We start from the raw sequence: 6,055 nt of genomic DNA on the forward strand, positions 1-6,055 counted from the left end.
AGGCCCGCCGCGAGGCCGGCGCCGCCGACGAGCAGCAGGCCGACGCCGGCGCCGATCCCGATCAGGGCGGGTCGGCTGAGGCCGCGCCGCCGCGTCACGGGCGACGCGCCGGCGTCGGATGCCGCGGCGGCGGTGTCGGGGTTCGTCTGGTCGTTGCGCTCGTTCTCGTTCATGAGACCAGCCTCTCGAAGAGGCGCTGAAGCGCCCCTGAAGCCGCCTGAGGCGGTCTTCAGGTTCGCACCCGGCTCACGGACCCGGATCCGCGGGAAGCGTCACGACGAAGCGGGCCCCGCCTCGCGCACCCTCGGTCACCGCGATCGAGCCGCCGTGGGCGAGCACCACCTCGCGCACGATCGCGAGCCCCAGACCGCTGCCGCCCTCGTCGCGCGCCCGCCCCTCGTCGAGACGCGAGAAGCGCTCGAAGACGCGGTCGCGCTGGGCGGGGGCGATGCCGTCGCCGTCGTCCTCGATCTCGACGGTGACGGTCGCACGGTCGGCGCGCACGCGGATCGACACCAGGTCGCGCGCGTGCCGCGCCGCGTTGTCGGCGAGGTTGCGCAGCGCGCGGGCGAGCAGCGCCTCGCTCCCCCGCACGCGGCCGGGCGACAGCCCGTGCCCGTCGACGCGCACGCCGAGGCCGCGGAGCCGGCGCAGCTCGGCGAGCGCGAGGTCGTCGACGTCGACCGCGGTCACGGCGCCGAGGCCGCGCCGCTCGTCGATCCTGGCCAGCAGCAGCAGCGCCTCGACGAGCTCCTGCATCCGCTCGCCCTCCTCCAGCACGATGTGGGCGAGCTCGTCCGCGGAGGTGGACTCGGGGTGGGCCACGGCCAGCTCGGCGTGCTGCCGGATCGTCGCCAGCGGCGAGCGCAGCTCGTGCGAGGCGTCGCTCGCGAACTGGCGCTGCGTGCGCTGCGAGCGCTCGATGCGGTCCAGCATCCGGTTCATCGTTCCCGCGAGGCGGTCGAGCTCGTCGCCGGCTCCCCCGCCGTCCAGGCGGCGGTCGAGGCCCGCGGCGTCGATCTCGTCGACCTGGCGCCGGAGCGACTCGACCGGTGCGAGCGCGCGGCGCGCGACGCTCCACACGACGAGCCCGATCACCACGAGCGCGAGCGGCACCGCGACGGCGAGCAGCCCCGTGGCCGTGACGACCGCCTCGTCGACGTGGTCCACCGGACGGGCGACGGTCAGCACACCGGCGTCGGTGTTCGAGGATGCCGCGAGGTAGGCGTCCCCGTCGACGATCACGCGCCGGGTCTCGTCCTCGGCGACCTCCGGGAGCAGCGCCGCCTCGTCGTCGTCCACCGCCACCGTGTCGCCGCTCCGCAGCCGCACGAGGAGATCGTCGCCGGCATCCTGCACGTCGAAGACGCCGTCCTCGATGCGCTCGCCGATCGTGTCGAGGTCGCCGTCGAGCGCGACCGCCACGCCGTCGGTGAGCGAGCGGGCGAGGATCGCGACGCCCGCCGCAGAGCCGGCGACGAGCGCGAGCGCCACGACCAGGACCGCGCCCCAGGTCACCCGCGCCGTGATCGAGCGAGGGCGACGTGCGCGCGGCGGACGCCGCTCAGCCGTCATCGGCCGACAATCGGTAGCCGACGCCCCGGACCGTCTCGATGCTGCGGCGCCCGAAGGGGCGGTCGAGCTTGGCCCGCAGATGCCCGACGTAGACCTCGACGATGTTCGGGTCCACGTCGACGTCGTCGCCCCACACGTTGGCGATGACCTCGCGCTTGGTGACGACCTGGTCGCGCCGGCGCATCAGGAAGTCGAGCACCGAGAGCTCGCGAGCGGTGAGCGGCACCTCGGCGTCGCCGCGGTGCACGCGTCGCGCGGCCGGGTCGAGCCGGAGGTCGCCGGCCTCGAGCACGGCGGGACGCTCCCGCACGCCGCGGCGGATCAGGGCGCGGAGCCTCGCGACCAGCACGGGGTACGAGAACGGCTTGGTCAGCCAGTCGTCGCCGCCGGTGTCGAGGCCTTCGACCTCGTCCCACTCGCCGTCCTTCGCCGTCAGGAAGAGCACGGGCGTCCAGTCGTCGCCGTCGCGGAGCGCCTGGCACACGCGGTAGCCGCTCATGCCGGGCAGCATGACGTCGAGGACGATCGCGTCGTAGTCGTGCTCGGCGGCCATCCGCAGACCGTCCGCGCCCGTGTGGACGACGTCGACCGCCATCCGCTCGGCCTCGAGACCCCGCCTGACGCCGTCGGCGAAGCGCACCTCGTCGTCGACCAGCAGGATCCGCATGGCCCCAGTCTGCGGGGTCGCACCTGAACCGCGTCTGAAGCCGGCCGGGGGCGTCGTGCTCACGAGTCCTGGAGACGCTCGAGCCGGTCCAGGGTCCACTCGTAGCGCTCTGCCCACACCGCCGCGTGGATCCACGTCTCCACCATGTGCACGCCGGCGTGCGCGCGGATCTCGCGCACCAGCTCGGTGTGCTCGATGACCGACCGCGCGGGCACCGCCGCGACCACGGCGTACCGGCCGACCGTGCGCGCGGCGAACTCGAGGCCGGGGATGCGCAGGAGCGACTGCTCGACCGCGGACTGCGCCTCGAGGCCGCCGTGGACGATGACCCCGATGCCGAACAGCACCGCGCTCGACATGCTCTGCCGCCGGCGCACCGCGCCGATCCGCATCACGCGCGCGTCGAGGAGGCGCAGGACGCGCGCGCGGCACGCCGACGCGGACCGCCCGGTGCGCCGCGCGAGCTCGTCGAAGGCGAGGCGCCCGTCCTTCTGCAGCTGCGTCATGAGCGCGATGTCGAAGTCGTCCAGCCGCGGACCGGAGAGATCGGGGTCGTCGGCGAGGAGGAGCGTCCGCAGCACACGCTCGTAGAGGGTGAACTGCAGGTCGATGACGCCGTCGATCGCCTGGATCGCGTGCACCGAGCGCGCCAGATCGTCGCGCGAGGCCGCCCAGATCTCGACCACTGCCTGGAAAGGACCGGTGATCTCGGACAGGTAGACGACGTTCCCCATGCCCAGCAGTCGCGTGAACACCGGCGACGTCGGACCCGAGATGCGCAGCATGAGGTGCGCCTGGACGGGAAGGCCGAGGACCTGCGGGTGGACGGCGGCGAGGACCCAGATCTCCCCCGACGCGAGCAGCTCGTGCACGCGCTGCGCGACGACGGAGCGATGCACCCCGATCTGCGCCGCGATGGACGAGAACTGCGCGCGCCCGTCGGCCTGCAGACTCCTGATGATGTCCTCGTCGACGTCGGCCATGGCCTCATTCTGGCGGAAATCGGTGCTCTGTTTCCAGCAGATTGACGGTGGGAGCGACTCGATCGGCCTCGCGCGTGCGCTTCTGGCCGCTGTCATCGACAAATCTGCGACACGGCATCCGTTCTCGAATCTTCTGCTACCGGTCGAGGCGCTTGAGGTCTACTCTCATACCAGTTCGACCCGAAGGAGCCAGCCGTGCGCAAGCTTGCGTTCATCCAGGCGTCGCCGATCGCCGCGCCGAAGATCGTCACCGCCGCACGGATCCGCACGCTCGACCCGGAGGGGACGACGCCCGAGGCGTTCCTCGTGGTCGGCGACCGGATCCGCCACGTGGGCACGATCGACGCCTGCCGCACCGCCGCCGCCGAGGCCGGCACGCTCGAGCCCGAGCTCGTGGACCTCGGCGACGTGACCGTCGTGCCCGGCTTCATCGACGCGCACGCCCACCCGCTCATGCTCGGCCAGATGATGTCGTGGGTCGACTGCGGGCCCGACAAGGCCGGCAGCATCCCCGAGATCGTCGCCCTGCTGCGTGCGGCGGCCGACGCCCTCCCCGCCGGCCGACCCATCCGCGGCTACGGCTACGAGCAGCGGAACCTCGCCGAGCGCCGGCACCCCACCCGTTTCGAGCTCGACGAGGTCGCGACCGACCGCGAGGTGTACCTCATGAACGCCTCCGGACACGGCGGCGTCGTGAACAGCTACACGTTCGAGCTGCACGGCGTCACGCGCGACACCCCGAACCCGAAGGGCGGCGAGTTCTTCCGCGACGCCGACGGCGAGCTCACCGGCGAGCTGTCGGATGCCGCGTGCAACGTGCTCACGGGACTGGAGGGCGTGAAGATCGGCCACCACGGGCCGAACTTCCACCTCGCCGACGAGCCCGCCGAGCACGAGCGCCAGCTCGCGGCGGCGCAGGAGAACTTCCTCGCGGGAGGGGTGACGACGATCGGCGACGCCCAGGTGAGCCGCCGCGAGTTCGACATGTACCTGCGCCTGGCCGATGCGGACCGCCTCAAGGTGCGCGTGGGCATGTACCTGCTGTCGCACCTGCTCGACGACGCCATCGAGATGGGCCTGCACGGGCAGTTCGGCAACGAGCACCTCAGCGTCGCCGGCATCAAGTTCTACTCCGACGGCACCCTCGGCGGCTGGACCGCGTACTTCCCCGACGGCTACGTCGGCGACCCCTGCCGCACCGGCCAGCTGTACCACGAGCCCGCGGAGTACACCGAGCTCATCAAGAAGGCCCACCGCGTCGGGCTGCAGACCGCGACCCACTCGCAGTCGCCGACCGCGCTCGAGATGGTGATCAGCGCGATCGAGGCCGCGCTCGCCGAGCTCCCCGACCCCGACGCCCGCCACCGCATCGAGCACTGCGGGCTGCCGACGCCCGAGCAGATCGCGCGCATGGCGAAGGCCGGCATCTATCCGGTGAACCAGCCGCAGCACCACTTCAACTGGGGCGAGGGCGTCGAGCAGGCGATCGGCACGCCCGGCGAGCGCTTCAACCCGCTCGGCGAGTTCGAGCGCGCCGGCATCCCGTTCGTGATCAGCTCGGACGCCCCGGTCGCCGACCCGCGCCCCATGGAGGCGGTCCAGGCGGCGGCCTCGCGCGTCACGCGCCGCGGCAACCAGCTCGGCCCCGACGACCTCGCGGTGTCGGTCGACGCGGCGCTGCGCGCGCACACGATCACCGCGGCGCGCGCGCTCGGCCGAGAGGACGACCTCGGCTCGCTCGAGACCGGCAAGCGCGCAGACTTCGCGGTGCTCGACCGCGACCCCGAAGAGACCGCGACGTCGGAGATCTCCGGCATCCGCGTCGTCTCGACGTGGGTGGGCGGCGAATGCGTGTACAGCTCCTGAGACCCGTCCCGAGAGCGCCGACGAGAAACGAAGCATGACAGACAGTCGTCACCACTGATCAGAAGGAGTCCGCTGACATGTCGACCGCCACCGCGCACCCACACCAGAACTCCCATCAGAGAGCCCTCAGAGGCGGATTCGCCGCGCTGGTCGGCACGTCCATCGAGTGGTACGACTTCTACGTCTACGCCACCGCCGCCGCCATCGTGTTCCCGCACATCTTCTTCCCGGAGGACCTCGATCCGGCCCTGGCGACGCTCGCCTCGTTCGGCACCTACGCGGTCGCCTTCTTCATGCGTCCGCTCGGCGGCATCATCTTCGGCCACATCGGCGACAAGCTCGGCCGCAAGCCGGCGCTGACGATCACGCTCGTGCTGATGGGCGTCGCGACGACGCTCGTCGGCGCGCTCCCGGGCTACGACACGATCGGCGTCTGGGGCCCGATCCTCCTCATCCTGTGCCGCATGGTGCAGGGCCTCGCCGTCGGCGGCGAGTGGGGCGGCGCGAGCCTCATGGCGGTCGAGAGCGCCCCGCCGAAGTGGAAGACGTTCTACGGCGGCTTCACCCAGCTCGGCAACCCGCTCGGCGCGCTCATGGCCACGGGCGCCTTCTGGTTCCTCGCGTCCCTCGGGCAGGACCAGCTGCTCAGCTGGGGCTGGCGCATCCCGTTCCTCTTCAGCATCGTGCTGATCGGCGTCGGCTTCTGGGTCCGCTACCGCGTCGAGGAGACGCCGGTGTTCGAGGAGAAGGTCGAGGGGCACGAGCAGTCCGCGCCGCTCCTGTTCGCGCTCAAGAACAACGGCCTGCCGATCTTCCTCGGATTCTGCATCATCGCGATGTCGTCGGGCGGCTACGTCATCGCCACGACGTTCGTGCAGAACTACGCCGACACCCCCGAGATCGGGCTCGACCCGACCATCATCCTGGGCGCCATGACGGTCGCGTCGTTCGTCGAGGCCATCGT

The 6,055-nt window shown here is 71.9% G+C and carries 5 protein-coding genes; 2 read left to right on the forward strand and 3 right to left on the reverse strand.

What is annotated here, in order from left to right; all coding sequences use genetic code 11:
• Positions 1-246: 246 nt before the first annotated feature.
• The 3 genes from WML84_RS11975 to WML84_RS11985 are packed head-to-tail and all read right to left on the reverse strand — an operon-like array spanning position 247 to position 3,225.
• Positions 247-1,518, reverse strand: a complete 1,272-nt coding sequence (locus WML84_RS11975) for a HAMP domain-containing sensor histidine kinase (protein WP_347346373.1) — start codon at positions 1,516-1,518, stop codon at positions 247-249.
• Positions 1,519-1,564: 46 nt separating this feature from the next.
• Positions 1,565-2,242 carry a response regulator transcription factor gene (locus tag WML84_RS11980; RefSeq protein WP_347346374.1) on the reverse strand — a complete coding sequence of 226 codons (678 nt, stop codon included), beginning with the start codon at positions 2,240-2,242 and terminating at the stop codon, positions 1,565-1,567.
• Positions 2,243-2,301: 59 nt separating this feature from the next.
• On the reverse strand, positions 2,302-3,225 hold the full coding sequence (locus tag WML84_RS11985) for an Lrp/AsnC family transcriptional regulator (protein WP_347346375.1): 924 nt from the start codon (positions 3,223-3,225) through the stop codon (positions 2,302-2,304).
• A gap of 195 nt (positions 3,226-3,420) precedes the next feature.
• Here WML84_RS11985 and WML84_RS11990 point away from each other — a divergent pair, with 195 nt between their 5' ends.
• Together WML84_RS11990 and WML84_RS11995 are read left to right on the forward strand one after the other, a co-directional pair.
• Positions 3,421-5,091 carry an amidohydrolase gene (locus WML84_RS11990; protein ID WP_347346376.1) on the forward strand — a complete coding sequence of 557 codons (1,671 nt, stop codon included), beginning with the start codon at positions 3,421-3,423 and terminating at the stop codon, positions 5,089-5,091.
• Positions 5,092-5,168: 77 nt separating this feature from the next.
• Positions 5,169-6,055: MFS transporter (locus WML84_RS11995; RefSeq protein ID WP_347346377.1), on the forward strand; the 887-nt coding region annotated here is incomplete at its 3' end.

This window comes from Microbacterium sp. (assembly GCF_039812165.1).
GTDB lineage: Bacteria > Actinomycetota > Actinomycetes > Actinomycetales > Microbacteriaceae > Microbacterium.

What these genes read in the sequence shown, in the direction of transcription:
- WML84_RS11980 (WP_347346374.1), bottom strand. Translation starts at nt 2,242, where the DNA reads ATGCGGATCCTGCTGGTCGACGACGAGGTGCGCTTCGCCGACGGCGTC.
- WML84_RS11985 (WP_347346375.1), bottom strand. Translation starts at nt 3,225, where the DNA reads ATGGCCGACGTCGACGAGGACATCATCAGGAGTCTGCAGGCCGACGGG.